Raw genomic sequence first — 475 nt, 5'->3', positions numbered from 1 at the left:
GTGCGAGGTGAACTCGATTTCCTGCAATGCCATGATTGACCTCCTTGTCAGCGGCTCAGCTGTCAACAGTGGCGAGGCTAACACCTCGTGGGCTGCTGGTGAATGGCTGGTGAGTACGGGTGTCATGTCCAAAGCGGCTAACTGAGCCCAGGACCGCAGGCTCTAGCAGTTACTGCGCGGCCGTTCATCCTGTATGTGCACAATCGTGCACTTGTGACCCCGCTGCACGGAGGTGGTTGTGCGCGGCCTAGTATCGTACCTGCTGGTGCCAAGGAATCCTTCGTGGGATTTTGAGGCGGTAAGAGGGAATCCGGTGAGACTCCGGAACTGCCCCGCAGCGGTGAGTGGGAACGACATCACCATCGTCGCTCATCCGGTTCTCGAATCGGTTTGGCGGCGATCAAGCACTGGGCTTCGGTCTGGGAAGCGGTGACGTAGGACTCGTCGGCAGACGAGGTGCCCATGAGTCCGAATA

At 58.9% G+C, this 475-nt stretch carries 1 riboswitch.

From position 1 onward, the window contains the following. Positions 1-246: 246 nt before the first annotated feature. A riboswitch (cobalamin riboswitch) is annotated at positions 247-475 on the top strand. This riboswitch is flagged as partial in the annotation.

Origin of the sequence: Paraburkholderia sp. EG304 (assembly GCF_046543485.1) — a bacterium.
GTDB classification, from domain to species: domain Bacteria; phylum Pseudomonadota; class Gammaproteobacteria; order Burkholderiales; family Burkholderiaceae; genus Paraburkholderia; species Paraburkholderia youngii.
Note: the sequence above shows the minus strand (reverse complement) of the source record. Positions and strands in the feature narration are given on the sequence as shown.